At 71.3% G+C, this 15,350-nt stretch carries 14 protein-coding genes and 1 riboswitch; of the genes, 5 read left to right on the forward strand and 9 right to left on the reverse strand.

Annotated features, from left to right (window positions below; all coding sequences use genetic code 11):
• Nucleotides 1-54: 54 nt before the first annotated feature.
• The gene (locus tag GQF42_RS20910; protein WP_158922126.1) at nt 55-636 is read left to right on the forward strand and encodes a hypothetical protein; all 582 of its coding nucleotides are present in this window, start codon (nt 55-57) and stop codon (nt 634-636) included.
• A 7-nt stretch (nt 637-643) separates the two neighbouring features.
• Here the strand turns inward: GQF42_RS20910 and GQF42_RS20915 are convergent, their stop codons facing one another.
• The 6 genes from GQF42_RS20915 to thrC all read right to left on the reverse strand — a co-directional run bounded on the left by GQF42_RS20915 (nt 644) and on the right by thrC (nt 7,810).
• Nucleotides 644-2,203: a carboxylesterase/lipase family protein gene (locus GQF42_RS20915; RefSeq protein ID WP_158922128.1), complete on the reverse strand. Its 1,560-nt coding sequence runs from the start codon at nt 2,201-2,203 to the stop codon at nt 644-646.
• Between the two features lie 80 nt (nt 2,204-2,283).
• Nucleotides 2,284-3,408, reverse strand: a complete 1,125-nt coding sequence (locus GQF42_RS20920) for an NADH:flavin oxidoreductase (protein ID WP_158922130.1) — start codon at nt 3,406-3,408, stop codon at nt 2,284-2,286.
• A gap of 232 nt (nt 3,409-3,640) precedes the next feature.
• Nucleotides 3,641-5,263 carry a chaperonin GroEL gene (gene groL / locus GQF42_RS20925; RefSeq protein ID WP_158922132.1) on the reverse strand — a complete coding sequence of 541 codons (1,623 nt, stop codon included), beginning with the start codon at nt 5,261-5,263 and terminating at the stop codon, nt 3,641-3,643.
• 355 nt (nt 5,264-5,618) lie between these two features.
• On the reverse strand, nt 5,619-5,822 hold the full coding sequence (locus tag GQF42_RS20930) for a cold-shock protein (RefSeq protein ID WP_004929928.1): 204 nt from the start codon (nt 5,820-5,822) through the stop codon (nt 5,619-5,621).
• A gap of 432 nt (nt 5,823-6,254) precedes the next feature.
• The gene (locus tag GQF42_RS20935) at nt 6,255-6,530 is read right to left on the reverse strand and encodes a MoaD/ThiS family protein (RefSeq protein ID WP_158922134.1); all 276 of its coding nucleotides are present in this window, start codon (nt 6,528-6,530) and stop codon (nt 6,255-6,257) included.
• Complete coding sequence (gene thrC, locus GQF42_RS20940; RefSeq protein ID WP_158922136.1) at nt 6,527-7,810, reverse strand: threonine synthase; 1,284 nt, start codon at nt 7,808-7,810, stop codon at nt 6,527-6,529. The genes GQF42_RS20935 and thrC overlap by 4 nt, the downstream gene beginning before the upstream one ends.
• Before the next feature lie 17 nt (nt 7,811-7,827).
• Nucleotides 7,828-7,971, reverse strand: a riboswitch (SAM riboswitch).
• A 160-nt stretch (nt 7,972-8,131) separates the two neighbouring features.
• On the opposite strand from thrC, the gene GQF42_RS20945 reads away from it, so the two are divergent.
• Entirely contained in the window at nt 8,132-9,076 is a 945-nt protein-coding gene (locus tag GQF42_RS20945; RefSeq protein ID WP_158922138.1) for a glucosyl-3-phosphoglycerate synthase, read from the forward strand.
• Between the two features lie 86 nt (nt 9,077-9,162).
• The gene (locus tag GQF42_RS20950) at nt 9,163-10,581 is read left to right on the forward strand and encodes an alpha,alpha-trehalose-phosphate synthase (UDP-forming) (RefSeq protein ID WP_158922140.1); all 1,419 of its coding nucleotides are present in this window, start codon (nt 9,163-9,165) and stop codon (nt 10,579-10,581) included.
• Here GQF42_RS20950 and otsB read toward each other — a convergent pair.
• The 3 genes from otsB to GQF42_RS20965 form a co-directional block, all read right to left on the reverse strand.
• A complete protein-coding gene (otsB, locus tag GQF42_RS20955; protein ID WP_158922142.1) occupies nt 10,557-11,417 on the reverse strand; it encodes a trehalose-phosphatase in 861 nt (286 codons plus the stop codon). The genes GQF42_RS20950 and otsB overlap by 25 nt on opposite strands.
• 64 nt (nt 11,418-11,481) lie before the next feature.
• The gene (locus tag GQF42_RS20960; protein WP_158922144.1) at nt 11,482-11,706 is read right to left on the reverse strand and encodes a DUF3263 domain-containing protein; all 225 of its coding nucleotides are present in this window, start codon (nt 11,704-11,706) and stop codon (nt 11,482-11,484) included.
• A 49-nt stretch (nt 11,707-11,755) separates the two neighbouring features.
• Nucleotides 11,756-13,045: an ABC transporter substrate-binding protein gene (locus GQF42_RS20965; protein ID WP_446447341.1), complete on the reverse strand. Its 1,290-nt coding sequence runs from the start codon at nt 13,043-13,045 to the stop codon at nt 11,756-11,758.
• A 111-nt stretch (nt 13,046-13,156) separates the two neighbouring features.
• Here GQF42_RS20965 and GQF42_RS20970 point away from each other — a divergent pair, with 111 nt between their 5' ends.
• Nucleotides 13,157-14,143, forward strand: coding sequence for an ROK family protein (locus tag GQF42_RS20970; protein ID WP_158930383.1), 987 nt, complete (start codon nt 13,157-13,159; stop codon nt 14,141-14,143).
• Nucleotides 14,143-15,285: an N-acetylglucosamine-6-phosphate deacetylase gene (nagA, locus tag GQF42_RS20975; RefSeq protein ID WP_158922148.1), complete on the forward strand. Its 1,143-nt coding sequence runs from the start codon at nt 14,143-14,145 to the stop codon at nt 15,283-15,285. Before GQF42_RS20970 ends, nagA begins: the two co-directional genes overlap by 1 nt.
• Nucleotides 15,286-15,350: the final 65 nt, after the last annotated feature.

Genomic DNA, 15,350 nt, shown 5'->3' on the forward strand with positions numbered 1-15,350 from the left:
GCCCGTCGGCAGCACACTGGACACCGAGAAACTGAAGGACTACGCGGACTGACCATGAACCACGCCCAGCTGGCCGCCCTCGGCCGCGCCCTACGCCTCGTCGGGGAACACGGGGAGGCCCTGACCGGCGACACCCCGGACTCCCGGCTGCACGAGATCAAGGCCGATCTGCGCCGGGCGCTCGACCTCGTGGAGGAGAGCGCCGGCAGCAGCGCGCCCGCCACCCGGTGTCCCGAGCACCCGCAGGGGCCCGTGGACGAGAGCGCGCCCGATCTGTGCCTGCTGTGCGAGACCCGGCGCCGGGCCGCCCGCCGGTCGGAGTACCAGAGCGGCGGCAGGGCCGAAGCCGCGCCCGCCACCGCCCCCTCCCGCTACGGCGTCCGTGCCGACCGGCCCCAGCCGCAGCAGCGCTGGCTGCCGGAGGCCTGGAACGGGCAGGAGTGGCAGCTGTGCGGCACGCCCCGGCGGGACCGGCGCGAGGCCGAGACGTATCTCGCCGCCCAGCGACGCTCGTCCCGGGCCGCCATGGCCTACCGGCTCGTCCACGAGTTCACCGACTACGAGGTGCTGCGGGTGTGGGGAACGCCCGTGCGTGTCGACATCGAGCCCATGAACGGTCCTCTGGGCAATCTGTAGGCGGCGCTCAGGTCAGCAGCGGCAGGGCGCCGAACTCGTGGCCCTCCCAGATGCTCCTGCTCTGCTCCTCCGGATACGGGGCCACCCTCGGCTCCACGTCCAGGACCTGCACCAGGCGCGCCTGCGAGTCGTACTGCGGCCAGCCCGGGTCGCCGGTCCGGGCGTACGTCGTCCAGGCGCTGCGGATGAACGCCGAGAGCCGCTCCGCCTCCGGGGTGGGCTTGCCCCCGGGGAAGATGAGGGCGCCCAGGTCGGCGCCGAACGTGCCGAAGAGCAGCGGGAGGTCCAGGCCGTGGCAGGCGCCCAGCCGGCCGATGGTCTCCGGGGCCGGCCAGGTCAGTTCGTAGACGTGGGCACGGCCGCCGCCCGCCCGCTGGGCCTCCGCCAGACGCAGGCTCGGCAGGGCGAACAGCCAGTCCGTCTGTACCCGTTCGAAGAGCTGCTCCGCGCCCGCCCCGGGGAAGGCCGCTCGGTAGGCCGCCTCTCCTGCCTGCCCGCCCGGCGCGTACAGGCGCAGGGTCTGCGTCGCCATCTCGTCCGTGATCTTGCCGGGCAGGCCCGCCATGACCAGGAACAGGCGGAACTCGTCGCGGTTGTGGCCGACGAGGAGGTCCACGTCACGGGCCGCGCCCGCGGCCAGGGCCGCCCAGGGGGTGGTCGGCAGGACCTCGCCGTCGACCACCGGGGAGAAGGGGACCGCGCTCGGGGCCACCTGGCCCCAACGATCGGTGTACGCACGCATCTTCGCGCCCAGTGCCTTGCCCGCCTCGGTGAGCTGCCGGGGGTCCAGCGCGGCCAGGTCGGCGGCCGTGGGCGGGCGGCCCGCCTCGGCCGCGAGGGCGGTGGCGATGTCGCGGGCCAGGTCCAGGGAGAAGAACGTGCCGGGCACGCTCTGGGCGATCGCGCGCCCGAACAGGCCGCGGGCGGCGGGCATGGCGAGCAGTGCGGCGATGCAGCCCGCGCCCGCCGACTCGCCGAAGACGGTGACCCGGTCCGGGTCGCCGCCGAACGCAGTGATGTTCTCCTGGACCCACTCCAGGGCGGCCACCTGGTCCAGCAGGCCGCGGTTGGCGGGAGCGCCGGTCCAGTGGGCGAAACCCTCCATGCCCAGGCGGTAGTTGAAGCTGACGAGCACCGCGTCGCCCTCGCGGGCGAGATGCTGGGCGTCGTAGCCCGGCTGGCCGCCGTGGCCCACCTTGAAGGCGCCGCCGTAGAGCCACACCATCACCGGGCGGGCGGTCGACGGGTCCGGGTCGGGAGTCCACACGTTGACCGTCAGCCATTCGTCGCCGGACGCGGCCGGGAGCTGGGGCGCGCGGCCGAGCAGGCCCTCCTCCTGCGGGGGCGGGGGCCCGAACGCGTAGGCCTCGCGGACGCCGTCCCAGGGGTGGGGCGGGCGCGGGGCCTGGAAGCGGTCCGGGCCGACGGGGGGTGCGGCGTAGGGGATGCCCCGGAACACCGACAGGCCCTGCTCCCGCAGGCCGCGCACCGCGCCGGACGCGGTGCGCACCACGGGGCCGTCCGGGCCGCCGGTGTCCGGGACCGCCTGGGACTCGGTCGTCGTCATCGCTAACTCCTCGCTTCCCTCATGCCGCAACTCTCATCAGGGAACGGACGACGACGATCACAAGTGCCCCAAGGGCGCAGTCAGCTGAGGGTCTTCACCGCGGCGGCGTCGTACGGCTTCAGCTCCTCGAAGCGGTCGGCGAGGACCTTGGCCGCCCACTCCGGGTCCTGCAGCAGGGCGCGGCCGACCGCGACCATGTCGAACTCGTCGGCCTCGAGGCGGTCGAGGAGGTTGTCGATGCCCTTGACCGCGGAGCCCTCGCCCTGGAAGGCGTTGATGAAGTCGCCGTCGAGGCCGACCGAGCCGACGCTGATGACCTGCTTGCCGGTGATCTTCTTCGTCCAGCCGGCCAGGTTGAGGTCCGAGCCGTCGAACTCCGGCACCCAGTAGCGGCGGGTGGAGGCGTGGAAGACGTCGACACCGGCCGCGGCGAGCGGGGCCAGGATGGCCTCCAGTTCCTCGGGGGTCTCGGCGAGGCGGGCGGTGTAGTCCTGCTGCTTCCACTGGGAGTAGCGGAAGATGATCGGGAACTCCGCGGACACCGCCGCGCGGACCGCGGCGACTATCTCCGCCGAGAACTGCGCACGGGCCACCGGGTCGCCGCCATAGGCGTCGGTACGGGTGTTGGTGCTGTCCCACAGGAACTGGTCCAGGAGGTAGCCGTGGGCGCCGTGCAGCTCCACGCCGTCGAAGCCGATGCGCTCGGCGGCGGCAGCAGCCTCGGCGAACGCGGCGATGACGTCGTCGACGTCCTGCTGGGTCATCGCCTTGCCGGTGGGCTCGGCACCGGCGGTGACCAGGCCGGAGGGGCCGACGGCGGGGGCGTCCGCGAAGGGCGGCTCGCCCTGCTTGCGGACCATGCCGATGTGCCACAGCTGCGGGACGATCGTGCCGCCGGCCGCGTGCACGTCCTCGGCGACCTTGGCCCAGCCCGCCAGCTGCTCCTCGCCGTGGAAGCGGGGCACGCGATCGCTCTGGCCGGCCGAGTCGTGGCCCACGTAGGTGCCCTCGGTGACGATCAGGCCGACACCGGCGGCGGCGCGGCGCGCGTAGTAGGAGCGCACGTCCTCGCCGGGGATGCCGCCGGGGGAGAACATCCGGGTCATCGGCGCCATCACGATCCGGTTGGGAACGGTGAGGCCGTTGAGGGCGATCGGGCGGGACAGGATCTGGGCCGCGCGGGAGGCGGAGGGGGTGGCGGTCACGTGGGGGGCTCCTCGTGAGTGCGGGGTGAGCGGTCGACGGGTGCCAACCGACCGGTATGTGTGTGCGCATTGTTGCAGCTCATTAAGTAACGACGTGCGCGCCGCCCCCATTCCGGACCACGACCCACCCCTGTGTGATCCGGGCCACTGCGAACACGCCCGAGGGCGGCACCCCCTGCCTCACGACAGGGAGTGCCGCCCTCGGTAAGGACGCGATCAACCGTCAGGTCGATCAGAAGTCCATGTCACCGCCCGGCATGCCGCCCGGAGCGGCCGCGGCGGCCTTCTCCGGCTTGTCGGCGATGACGGCCTCGGTGGTGAGGAACAGCGCGGCGATGGAGGCGGCGTTCTGCAGGGCAGAGCGGGTCACCTTCGCCGGGTCGATGATGCCCTCGGCGATCATGTCGACGTACTCGCCGGTGGCGGCGTTCAGACCGTGGCCGACGGCCAGGTTGCGCACCTTCTCCACGACGACGCCACCCTCGAGACCACCGTTGACGGCGATCTGCTTCAGCGGGGCCTCCAGGGCGAGCTTCACGGCGTTGGCGCCGGTCGCCTCGTCACCCTCCAGGTCCAGCTTCTCGAAGACCGAGGAGGCCTGCAGCAGGGCCACGCCACCACCGGCGACGATGCCCTCCTCGACGGCCGCCTTGGCGTTGCGGACGGCGTCCTCGATGCGGTGCTTGCGCTCCTTGAGCTCCACCTCGGTGGCGGCACCGGCCTTGATGACCGCGACACCGCCGGCGAGCTTCGCCAGGCGCTCCTGCAGCTTCTCGCGGTCGTAGTCCGAGTCGCTGTTCTCGATCTCGGCGCGGATCTGGTTGACCCGGCCGCCGACCTGCTCCGAGGAGCCGGCGCCGTCGACGATGGTGGTCTCGTCCTTGGTGATGACGACCTTGCGGGCGCGGCCCAGGAGGTCCAGGGTCGCGTTCTCCAGCTTGAGGCCGACCTCCTCGGAGATGACCTCGCCGCCCGTGAGGATGGCGATGTCGCCGAGCATGGCCTTGCGGCGGTCACCGAAGCCCGGGGCCTTGACGGCGACGGACTTGAAGGTGCCACGGATCTTGTTGACGACCAGGGTCGACAGGGCCTCGCCCTCGACGTCCTCGGCGATGATCAGCAGCGGCTTGCCCGACTGCATGACCTTCTCGAGGAGCGGGAGCAGGTCCTTGACCGAGGAGATCTTGGAGTTGGCGATGAGGATGTAGGGGTCCTCGAGCGACGCCTCCATGCGCTCCATGTCGGTCGCGAAGTAGGCGGAGATGTAGCCCTTGTCGAAGCGCATGCCCTCGGTGAGCTCGAGCTCCAGACCGAAGGTGTTGCTCTCCTCGACGGTGATGACGCCTTCCTTGCCGACCTTGTCCATGGCCTCGGCGATCAGCTCGCCGATCTGGGTGTCGGCGGCGGAGATGGACGCGGTGGAGGCGATCTGCTCCTTGGTCTCGACGTCCTTCGCCTGCTCCAGCAGGGCGGCGGAGACGGCCTCGACGGCCTTCTCGATACCGCGCTTGAGAGCCATCGGGTTGGCACCGGCGGCGACGTTGCGCAGGCCTTCCTTGACCAGGGCCTGGGCGAGCACGGTCGCGGTGGTCGTACCGTCACCGGCGACGTCGTCCGTCTTCTTGGCGACTTCCTTGACCAGCTCGGCGCCGATCTTCTCGTACGGGTCCTCGAGCTCGATCTCCTTGGCGATGGAGACACCATCGTTGGTGATCGTGGGGGCGCCCCACTTCTTCTCGAGGACGACGTTGCGACCCTTGGGGCCGAGCGTCACCTTGACGGCGTCCGCGAGCTGGTTCATGCCGCGCTCGAGGCCGCGCCGCGCCTCCTCGTCGAACGCGATGATCTTGGCCATGTGAAGTGGTCCCTCCAGGACTGGGGGTGATTCCTTCGGACCGCGCCCGCGCCCGCGACGGACGGCTCGCCGACCTGTGGTTCCTTGCCCCACATGGCCTGCGGGCCTCACCGACCCGGTCCTTCTTTGTCACTCTCACCTTCAGAGTGCTAACGCCAATGATTAGCACTCGGCATGGTCGAGTGCAAGGTGCGCCCGCGAAGCGGGCTCGATGGGGTGGTGGTCGGGTGACGGGTGGGCGCAAGCGCCTACGGCGGGTCCGGGGGGGCGCTCGGCCACCCGCGGACAGCGTGGCCCGGGGACGGCGAAGGGCCCACACCCCTCGCGAGGTGCGGGCCCTTGGGACAAGAAACGTTCAGGCGCTGAGGCGAACCATGTCGGCCTGCGGGCCCTTCTGGCCCTGCGAGATCTCGAACTCCACCCGCTGCCCCTCTTCAAGGGTGCGGTAGCCGTCCATCTGAATGGCGCTGTAATGGACGAAGACGTCCGCACCACCGTCGACCGCGATGAAGCCGTACCCCTTCTCCGCGTTGAACCACTTGACGGTGCCCTGAGCCATGCCTAACTCCCCTATTACTGGCCCTTGCACAGATCCACACTTCGCGGACCCGGGTCAGACCTCACCCCCCATCGGTCGGGGGCGTGCGCCGGAACGCGTCGACCGCGGCTGAATGTATCTGTCCAACTGCCGTCTGCAACAGGTCAATCGGACGAGAAATCTGGACGAGCCCGGTCCGGAATCTACCTAAACTTCGGCTGAATTCAGGGCAAGTCGGGCCGCGCAAAGCGGAACAAAAGCCACAGAAAGCCCGCACACTTTGGCTGCTTCTTATCGGGCCCGCGGTGGGGAATCCGGGGCCCGTGACCTTCGAGATCGGAACGCGTTCCCCAACTCTACCGCGCTCAATCACGCTGAATGGCCCCCTCCGTTTCTCTCACGGAAGGGGCCATTCGATGAACAGTCGGTAACTGCGGTTACCGAGGGTATATATCAGCCGCCGGCGACCGCCGGAATGATGGAGACACCGGCGCCGTCGGGGGTCACCGTCTCAAGGCCCTGCTCGAAGCGGACGTCGTCGTCGTTGACGTAGACATTCACGAACCGGCGCAGCTTGCCCTGGTCGTCCAGGACACGGGCGGAGATCCCGGTGTGGTTCTTCTCCAGGTCCTCGATGACCTCGGCGAGGGTCGCCCCCTCGGCGGCGACCTCGGCCCGGCCGCCGGTGTAGGTGCGCAGGATGGTGGGGATGCGAACGGTCACGCTCATGCGAGGCCAGCCTCTCGGAAGGAGTCCAGGGTCGGGCGGATGGTGGCGCTCAGGCCGGTGCCGGCCACCGCGTCGAGGGTCTTGAGCCCGTCGCCGGTGTTGAGGACCACCGTGGTCTTCGCCGGGTCCAGGAGGCCTTCCTTGAGCAGCTTGCGGGTGACGCCGACCGTCACACCGCCCGCCGTCTCCGCGAAGACGCCCTCCGTGCGGGCCAGCAGCTTGATCGCGTCGACGACTTCCTCGTCGGTCACGTCCTCCACCGCACCGCCGGTACGGCGCGCGATGTCCAGGACGTACGGCCCGTCGGCCGGGTTGCCGATGGCGAGGGACTTGGCGATGGTGTTCGGCTTCTGCGGGCGGACCACGTCGTGACCGGCCTTGAAGGCGGTGGACACCGGCGAGCAGCCCGCGGCCTGCGCGCCGAAGATCTTGTACGGCCTGTCCTCGACCAGGCCCAGCTCGATCAGCTCCTTCAGACCCTTGTCGATCTTCGTGAGCTGGGAGCCGGAGGCGATCGGGATCACCAGCTGGTCCGGCAGCCGCCAGCCGAGCTGCTCGCAGATCTCGTACGCCAGGGTCTTGGAGCCCTCCGCGTAGTACGGGCGCAGGTTGACGTTGACGAAGCCCCAGCCCTCGCCGGCCGGGTCGCCGATCAGCTCGGAACAGAAGCGGTTGACGTCGTCGTAGTTCCCCTCGATGCCGACCAGCTCGCCGCCGTAGACCGCGGCCATGACGACCTTGCCCTCCTCCAGGTCGTGCGGGATGAACACGCAGGACCGGAAGCCGGCGCGGGCGGCGGCGGCACCGACGGCACCCGCCAGGTTGCCCGTGGAGGAGCAGGACAGGGTGGTGAAGCCGAAGGCGCGGGCGGCCTCCAGGGCCTGGGCGACGACGCGGTCCTTGAAGGAGTGCGTCGGGTTGCCGGAGTCGTCCTTCACGAACAGCTCGCCGGTGACGCCCAGTTCGCGGGCGAGGTTGTCGGCCTTGACGAGGTTGGTCCAGCCCGGGTTCAGGTTCGGCTTGTCGGCCACGTCCGCCGGGACGGGCAGCAGGGGCGCGTACCGCCAGATGCTGGCCGGACCGGACTCGATCCGCCGGCGCAGTTCCTCGGTGTCGTAGCCGGAGAAGTCGTAGGCGGCCTCCAGCGGACCGAAACACTCCTCGCACGCGAAGACCGGGCCGAGCGGGACGCGGTGACCGCACTCGCGACAGCTCAGCGCCACGGCGGGACCGAGGTCGACGGTGGAGGTGCTGGAACTTGCAACTGTCTGCACAGCCATGGAGGCGAGGCCCTTTCTCCTCATCTTCCTCACGACGCATCTCGCCGTGAGACGGATTTGGCACCTTCCCTAGCCGGGAGCCTCGCTTGTGAAAAACGAGACCGGCTGGAGGGTTGCCGGGGCTTCATCGGGCCGTGTCCCTCTGCCCCTCTGGATGAGCTGTATGCGGTTGTGGAACGCGCGCGCCCCTCGACATGCGATGGTCATCGGCGTTGCTCAAGACTGTAACCGAAGCCCAGGACAGTTGAGATAGTCGTCCGAACCGCGAGATTGATCACCGCATGACCCCACGTGATCACGAACAGTGAGGAGCCACAGACCGTGCTGGAAGAAGTCGAGCGCTGGCTGGCCACCCGTTCCTGGTCCGTGGCCGACCGCCCGCTGCACCGGATCCTGGCCGCCAAGCAGCGCACGGGCCAGACGATCAGCGTCGTGCTGCCCGCGCTCAACGAGGAGCAGACCGTCGGCGACATCGTCACGGCCATCCGCCGCGACCTCGTGGAGGAGGTCCGTCTCGTCGACGAGATCGTCGTCGTCGACTCCGGCTCCACCGACCGCACCTCCCAGGTCGCCGCCGCCGCGGGCGCGCGGGTCGTTCACCGCGACGAGATCCTGCCCCGCATCGCGGCCGTCCCCGGCAAGGGTGAAGTCCTGTGGCGCTCGCTTCTCGTCACCTCCGGGGACATCATCTGTTTCATCGACGCGGACCTCAGGGAGTTCTCCTCCGACTTCGTCTCGGGAATCGTCGGCCCGCTGCTCACCGACCCCGAGGTGGCCCTGGTCAAGGCCATGTACGACCGCCCTCTCGGCTCGGCCGCCGGGCAGGGCGGACGGGTCACCGAGCTGATGGCCCGCCCGCTGCTGAACATGCACTGGCCGCAGCTGGCCGGGTTCGTGCAGCCGCTCGGCGGCGAGTACGCGGCCCGCCGCGGCCTGCTGGAACAACTGCCCTTCCCGGTCGGCTACGGCGTGGAACTGGGCATGCTGGTCGACGCCCTGCACCTGGTGGGCCTCGACGCGCTGGCCCAGGTGGACGTCGGCGTGCGCAGGCACCGGCACCAGGACGGCCAGGCGCTCGGCCGGATGGCCGCGGCCATCTACCGCACCGCCCAGCTCCGGCTGGCCCGGGGCCACCTGGTGCGCCCCTCGCTGACCCAGTTCGAGCGGGGCGAGGACGGCTTCGAGCCGCGCACCTACTCGGTGGACACCGAGGAGCGGCCGCCGATGGTGGAGATCGCGGAGTACGCCGAGCGCAAGGTGGCCTGAGGAGGATGGCCTGAGTTCGTATACGGCGGCGGTGTCGGGCGTGGGCACACGTTTGAGGGTTTCCGGGCCGGGCTAGGTTGAGGACCATGGCTTCCACGCACGGTGCCGAGGTGCTGGTCGCGTCCAACCGCGGCCCGGTTTCGTACACGGCGGACGAGAAGGGCTCGCTGCGCGCCAAGCGGGGCGGCGGCGGGCTGGTCTCGGGGCTGTCGGCCATCGGGTCGGACGCGGACTCGGTGTGGGTGTGCGCGGCGCTGGGCGACGGCGACCGGGAGGCCGTCCGGCGGGCGCAGGGCGGGCTGCTGCCGGCCGAGGACACCGGCGGGCAGCGGGTGCGGATGCTGGACATCGCCCCGGACGTCTTCGCCGACGCGTACAACGGGATCGCCAACTCGGTGCTGTGGTTCGTCCACCACATGCTGTACCAGACCCCGCTGGAGCCGGTCTTCGACGCGCGGTTCCGGCGGCAGTGGGCGTCGTACCAGGCCTACAACCGGGCGTTCGCGGAGGCGCTGGCCGAGGAGGCGGCCGTGGGGGCCGCGGTGGTCGTGCAGGACTACCACCTCGCGCTCGCGCCCCGGATGCTCCGGCACCTCAGGCCCGACCTGCGCATCGGCCACTTCTCGCACACCCCGTGGGCCCCGCCGGACTACTTCCGGCTGCTGCCCGACGACATCGCGGCCGAGTTGCTGCAGGGCATCCTGGGCGCGGACCGGGCGGCCTTCCTGACGGGGCGCTGGGCGGACGCGTTCACGGCGTGCTGCGAGGCGGTCCTCGGACCCGGGATCACCACGGGTACGGCGATCGGCGTGCACGGGCTCGGCGCGGACGCGGACTTCCTGCGCACACGGGCGCACGAGCCGGACGTGGACGAGCGGATGACGGCGCTGCGCCGCGAGATCGGCGAGAACCGCAGGACGATCGTCCGGGTGGACCGCACCGAGCTGTCCAAGAACATCGTGCGCGGACTGCTGGCGTACCGGCAGCTGCTGGACGACCACCCCGAGTGGCGCGAGCGCGTGGTGCACCTCGCGTTCGCCTACCCCTCCCGGCAGGATCTCGCCGTGTACCGGGAGTACACCGCCGAGGTGCAGCGGGTCGCGGAGGAGATCAACGCGCAGTACGGGACGGCTGGTTGGCGCCCGGTGGTGCTGCACGTCAAGGACGACTTCGCGCGCTCGCTCGCCGCGTACCGGCTCGCCGACGTCGCCCTGGTCAATCCGATCCGGGACGGTATGAACCTGGTCGCCAAGGAGGTGCCGGTCGTCTCCGACGAGGGGTGCGTGCTGGTGCTGTCGCGGGAGGCCGGGGCGTACGAGGAGCTGGGCGAGGACGCGATCGGGGTGAACCCGTACGACATCGGGGGTATGGCCCAGGCGCTGCACGCGGCGCTGGGCATGCCGGCGGGCGAGCGGGCGGAGCGGTCCAAGCGGCTGGCCGCGGCGGCCACGGCGCTGCCGCCCGCGAAGTGGTTCCTGGATCAGCTGGCCGCGCTGGAGCGGTGATCGATCTCGGCCGCCAGCGACCGCAGCAGCGCGACGACGCCGGCCGGGCCGTCGACCACCACGTCCGCCCGTTCGGCCAGTTCCGTGACCTCCGTGCTGCCGCTGCAGACCAGCAGGCCGGGGACGCCGTCCGAGCGGAGCTGCTCGACGGCTGCGAAGGCGGGCAGATCGCCCAGGTCGTCGCCGGCGTAGAGGACCGACTCGGCGCCGGTCTTGCGGACGAACTCGCCGAGCGCCGCGCCCTTGTCCACACCCGGCGGGCGCAGTTCCAGGACCATGCGGCCGGGTTCGACGATCAGGCCGTGGCGGGCGGCGAGATCGGCGAGCGGGGCGCGCAGGGCCTCGAACGCGGCCTCGGGGTCGGCGGCGCGGCGGGTGTGGACCGCGACCGCCCGGCCCTTCTCCTCGATCCAGGTGCCGGGCCAGGCACCGGCCCGGTCCAGGACGCCCGGCAGCTCCGCGCGGACCGCGGCGACGCCGGGGTGCGGGGCGGGGGCGGTGACGGTGCCGGTGACGGCGTCCCAGCGTTCGGCGCCGTAGTGGCCGAGGACGGTGAGGTGGTCCAGGCCGGGGACGCCGGCGAAGCCGCCGTAGCGGACCGCGACGCCGGCCGGGCGGCCGGTGATCACGGCGACGGAGGCGACCTTGGGGGCGAGGGCGGCGAGGGCGGGTACGGCGTCGGGGTGGGCGCGGGCCTGTTCGGGGTCGGCGACGATGGGGGCCAGTGTGCCGTCGAAGTCCAGGCCGACGATCGCTGCGCCGGGCTGCGCGAGCAGCGCGGCGAGTCCGTCCCGGCCGGGCCGGGTCTGCGGGGTGGGCAGAGCGTCAGCGTCCATACAGCGACAGTATCCAGCGCGGCCCGTTGTCACGCCTGGGGCTGCGCCTCCTCTCCCGCCCGGTTCAGCGCTCCGTACGGCGGGCGTCCCTGACCCGGCGCAGGCGGTTCACCGTCACCGGGTCGTGGGCCAGGGCCCGCTCGTCGTCGAGGAGGGCGTTGAGGAGCTGGTAGTAGCGCACCGGGGCCAGGCCCAGCTGTTCGCGTATCGCCCGCTCCTTCGCGCCGGGGCCCGCAAAGCCCCGGCGTTCCAGCGCGAGGATGGCCTTCTCCCGGCTGCCCAGTTCCATGGCAGCCACCGTAACGCCGGGCACGGACAGTCCGGCCCGGCTCAGCGGCTCAGCTCGCGCTGCTGTCGGCCGCCGTGGCGGTGGCCTGCAGGCGGGTGAGGACGGCGGAGGGGCTGCCGCCGGGGGCGACGGCCTGGCCGATGTTCTGCTTCACGGCCGCGGCGACCGCCGCCCAGGAGGTCTTGCCGACCGGATACAGCTCGGAGGTGGGCAGCTGGTCCAGGAAGGGGTGCAGGGCCTTGTCGGAGGCGGCGTCCGAGTCGCTCATCGCCGTCGAGGCGGAGCCCGTGACGGGCAGCAGGCCGTAGTCGCGCGAGAAGTCCAGGACGTTCTTCTCGCTGTAGACGAAGTTGAGGAAGTCGCCTATTCGGTCGGCGTGCCCGTTCTGCTTGAAGGCCATCATCCAGTCGGTGACGCCCATCGAGGCCCGGGCCGTGCCGGTGCGTCCCGGCATCGGCACCGTGCCGAACTGCACGCCCTTCTTCTCGGCCTGCTGGATCAGCGTGGGGTGCCCGTTGAGCATGCCGACCTGGCCGTCGGCGAAGGCGGCGAAGGCGTCCGCACGGTTGAGCCTGCCGGGCGCGACCGGGCCGGTCAGGCCCTTGCCGACCAGGTCGTCCTTGAGCCAGGTGAAGGTGTCGACGTTCTGCGCGGAGTCGATCGTGTAGGTGCCGACGTCGTCGGTGTAGCCGCTGCCGCCGGTGTCCGCACCGGCGCCGCTCAGCATCCACTGCATCGTCTCCGCCTGGGCCTCCTCGGGCCCGAGCGGCAGCGCGACGGGGTACTTCACGCCCTTGTCCTTGAGCACCTTGGCGTCGGCGGCCAGCTGGTCCCAGGTGGTGGGCGGGGTGATGCCGGCCTTGGCGAACAGGGTCTTGTTGTAGAAGAGCACGCGCGTGGAGGCGGCGAAGGGGATGCCGTACTGCGTGTGGTTCCACTGCCCGGCGTCGGAGAGCTGGGAGAGGAAGTCGGCCTGGGTGCGGATGGAGAGCAGGTCGGAGGCCGGGTAGAGCTTGCCGGCGGCCGCGTAGTCGGCGTAGGCGCCGATCTGGGCCAGGTCGGGGGCGTGGCCGGCGGCGACCATCTCCTTGACCTTGGCGTCGACGTCGTTCCAGGAGTAGACGCTGACCTCGACCTTCACCCCGGAGTGCTTGGCCTCGTAGGCCTTGACCAGGCTGTCCCAGTACTTCTTGGAGCTGTTGGCGGCGGAGTCGCCGTAGTCGGCGGCGACGAGTCTCAGAGTCACGTCGGACGAACCCGTGCTCCCGCAACCCCCCAGCAGCAATGTCATGCCCATGGCAGACGCTGCCGCAACCGATCCTGTCGTACGCCGACGCACGCTCAAAGCCCCAACCCTGCTGTCTGACCGTTCAATATATGGACACATAAGGTCTACACCACGTGAGTGGACTAGACCTCTCGCGGGTACGAGGGCCACACTAGGGCCGTGGTGAGACATGTCATCGCCCTGGACGTGGGCGGTACCGGGATGAAGGCCGCCCTCGTCGGCGACGACGGCGAGCTGCTCCACCGCGCCCGCCGCGCCACCGGCCGCGAGCGCGGTCCGGACGCGGTGGTCGGGGCGATCCTCGACTTCGCCGCCGAACTGCACGCGTACGGCGTCACGCACTACGGCGCACCCGCGCTCGCCGCCGGCATCGCGGTCCCCGGCATCGTCGACGAGGAGCGGGGCGTCGCCGCCTACGCGGCCAACCTCGGCTGGAAGGACGTACCGCTGCGCGCCCTGCTCGCCGAGCGGCTCGGCGTCCCCGTCGCCCTCGGGCACGACGTGCGCACCGGCGGGCTCGCCGAGGGCCGCATCGGCGCGGGCAAGGGCGCCGACCGGTTCCTGTTCGTGCCGCTCGGCACCGGGATCGCGGGCGCCATCGGCATCGACGGCCGGGTGGAGGCGGGCGCGCACGGCTTCGCGGGCGAGATCGGCCACGTCGTCGTACGGCCCGGCGGCACGCCCTGCCCGTGCGGACAGCACGGCTGCCTGGAGCGGTACGCCTCCGCGTCCGCCGTCAGCGAGGCCTGGGCGGCGGCCTGCGGGGACCCGGCCGCGGACGCGGCCGACTGCGCCAAGGCCGTGGCCTCCGGCGACCCGGAGGCCGTCCGGGTCTGGCAGGCGGCGGTGGACGCGCTGGCCGACGGACTGGTCACCGCGCTCACCCTGCTGGACCCTCGCACACTGATCATCGGTGGCGGTCTCGCCGAGGCAGGGGAAGTGTTGTTCTCACCACTGCGCGACGCCGTCCGGCGCCGGGTCACCTTCCAGAAACTGCCGACCATCGTGCCCGCCGCCCTCGGCGACACCGCAGGCTGCCTGGGCGCGGGCCTGCTGGCCCGCGACCTGCTCGACCCGGCCGGCCCCGGCTCCCCCGCCCCCGACACGACCGACCTCGATCCCACCGACCCCTCGGAGGTAACCGCCTGATGGCTCCCAGCTTGGTTCTCACAGGTGCTCGGGTGGTGCTGCCCAGCGGCGTGGTGGACGACGGGCGCGTGTCCGTCGAGGGTACGAAGATCGTGGCTGCGGCCGCCGAGAGCGCCGAGACGATCGACCTCACCGGCCACTGGCTGGTGCCCGGCTTCGTCGACATCCACAACCACGGCGGCGGCGGGGCCTCCTTCTCGGGCAGCGCCGAGGACGTGCTCAAGGCCGTTCGCACCCACCGCGCGCACGGCACCACCACCCTCGTCGCCTCCACCGTGACCGACGAGATGGACCTGCTGGTCCGCCAGGCCGGACTGCTCAGCGAGCTGACCGAGCAGGGCGAGATCGCCGGTGTCCACTTCGAGGGGCCGTTCATCTCGCCGTGCCGCAAGGGCGCGCACTCCGAGAAACTGCTGCGCCACCCGGACCCGGCCGAGGTCCGCAAACTGATCGACGCGGCGCGCGGCAAGGCGAAGATGGTCACCCTCGCCGCCGAGCTGCCGGGTGGTGTCGACTCCGTACGGCTGCTCGCCGAGCACGGTGTGATCGCGGCGATCGGGCACACGGACGCGACGTACGAGCAGACGGTGGAGGCGATCGACGCGGGCGCCACCGTCGCCACCCACCTCTTCAACGCGATGCCCCCGCTCGGCCACCGCTCCCCCGGCCCGATCACGGCCCTGCTGGAGGACGAGCGGGTCACCGTCGAGCTGATCAACGACGGCACGCACCTGCATCCGGCCGCGCTGGAGCTGGCGTTCCACCACGCGGGCGCGGACCGGGTCGCGTTCATCACGGACGCGATGGACGCGGCCGGCATCGGCGACGGCCGCTACATGCTCGGCCCGCTGGAGGTCGAGGTCAGCGAGGGCGTGGCCCGGCTGGTGCAGGGCGGTTCGATCGCGGGCTCCACACTGACCCAGGACCGCGCGTTCAAGCGGGCGGTGACGATCGACCGGCTGTCGGTCCAGGACGCGGTGACGGCCCTGTCCGTCAACCCGGCCCGGCTGCTCGGCCTGTCCGACCGCATCGGCTCGCTGGAACCGGGCAAGGACGCCGATCTCGTCGTACTCGACGCGCACTTCGACCTCAAGGGCGTGATGCGGCACGGCGTGTGGGTGATCACTCCCCAACTGGCCTGATCTGCCCGTCTTTTCCGCGAACGGCGGCCGACCCACGACTGGGCCGGCCGCCGTCTGTTTGGCAT

This window comes from Streptomyces broussonetiae, from assembly GCF_009796285.1.
GTDB lineage: Bacteria > Actinomycetota > Actinomycetes > Streptomycetales > Streptomycetaceae > Streptomyces > Streptomyces broussonetiae.

Coding starts and splice junctions, on each gene's coding strand:
- otsB (WP_158922142.1), bottom strand. CDS start 11,417: ATGGACGCTGACGCTCTGCCCACCCCGCAGACCCGGCCCGGCCGGGAC.
- GQF42_RS20950 (WP_158922140.1), top strand. CDS start 9,163: ATGGCTTCCACGCACGGTGCCGAGGTGCTGGTCGCGTCCAACCGCGGC.
- nagA (WP_158922148.1), top strand. CDS start 14,143: ATGGCTCCCAGCTTGGTTCTCACAGGTGCTCGGGTGGTGCTGCCCAGC.
- GQF42_RS20915 (WP_158922128.1), bottom strand. CDS start 2,203: ATGACGACGACCGAGTCCCAGGCGGTCCCGGACACCGGCGGCCCGGAC.
- groL (WP_158922132.1), bottom strand. CDS start 5,263: ATGGCCAAGATCATCGCGTTCGACGAGGAGGCGCGGCGCGGCCTCGAG.
- GQF42_RS20910 (WP_158922126.1), top strand. CDS start 55: ATGAACCACGCCCAGCTGGCCGCCCTCGGCCGCGCCCTACGCCTCGTC.
- GQF42_RS20960 (WP_158922144.1), bottom strand. CDS start 11,706: ATGGAACTGGGCAGCCGGGAGAAGGCCATCCTCGCGCTGGAACGCCGG.
- GQF42_RS20930 (WP_004929928.1), bottom strand. CDS start 5,822: ATGGCTCAGGGCACCGTCAAGTGGTTCAACGCGGAGAAGGGGTACGGC.
- thrC (WP_158922136.1), bottom strand. CDS start 7,810: ATGGCTGTGCAGACAGTTGCAAGTTCCAGCACCTCCACCGTCGACCTC.
- GQF42_RS20935 (WP_158922134.1), bottom strand. CDS start 6,530: ATGAGCGTGACCGTTCGCATCCCCACCATCCTGCGCACCTACACCGGC.